This window comes from Rahnella sp. P4_A8 (genome assembly GCF_056402435.1).
On sequence record NZ_JBFUHK010000330.1, the window covers coordinates 1 to 721 of the forward strand.

2 protein-coding genes are annotated in these 721 nt (G+C 31.3%); both read right to left on the reverse strand.

Annotated features, from left to right (window positions below):
• Window positions 1-267 (reverse strand): glycosyltransferase (locus AC1DUO_RS25785; protein ID WP_477989565.1); only part of this gene is annotated, 267 nt, incomplete at its 3' end.
• A 13-nt stretch (window positions 268-280) separates the two neighbouring features.
• A partial coding sequence (locus AC1DUO_RS25790; RefSeq protein WP_477989567.1) for a glycosyltransferase family protein occupies window positions 281-721 on the reverse strand: 441 nt, incomplete at its 5' end.

The window sequence follows — 721 nt, forward strand, 5'->3', positions numbered from 1 at the left end:
ATGTAAAACATCTACATTGATGGATTTTATCAATTTAGTTGTATTTATTAATTCACAAGCAAACTTTACTGGATTTACTGACTGAGCAGAAATTGATGAATTATGGCAAATAAACCCCATCTTAACAAGTTTGGAGAGTAACAATTGATCGACAAAATTAGTTATAATATGAATTTGATAGCCGGCTTCTTGTGCACATAAAGCTCGCTCAATCCAATGTAAATCGAAATACCAATCAGAATTTATGAAATAACATATTTTTCTCATCTCTCATTTACCATCAATGACGCTTACCAGATCTAGAGAAAACACCATCGATTATGCCTCTTATGATATATTTAAGATAACAATTTTTATTATCTTGTTTAGATACATTTAAAAAAGCTTTTATAATTCGTAACACTATCCCGACAGATGAATATGGCCCGTTGGACTTGAAGTATTTCTTAGAAAGCACAAGGTTACGAATGAGATAATAAATCTTCCAAACAGGAGTTATTGAACTCCCGGTGATGCTAATATCATGAATGAAAATTAATTTTGGTATATAGAGTAATTTATGACCATTAAGGACCAGATGATGAGAAAAATAAACATCATCATAATACAAGAAAAGATCGTCATGTATATATCTCGATGTAGAACTCAAAACATCTGCACGTATTATCGTACCTACGAAAGAAAGAGTTACACATGACTCAACTCTCTCGTTATCAGGAAT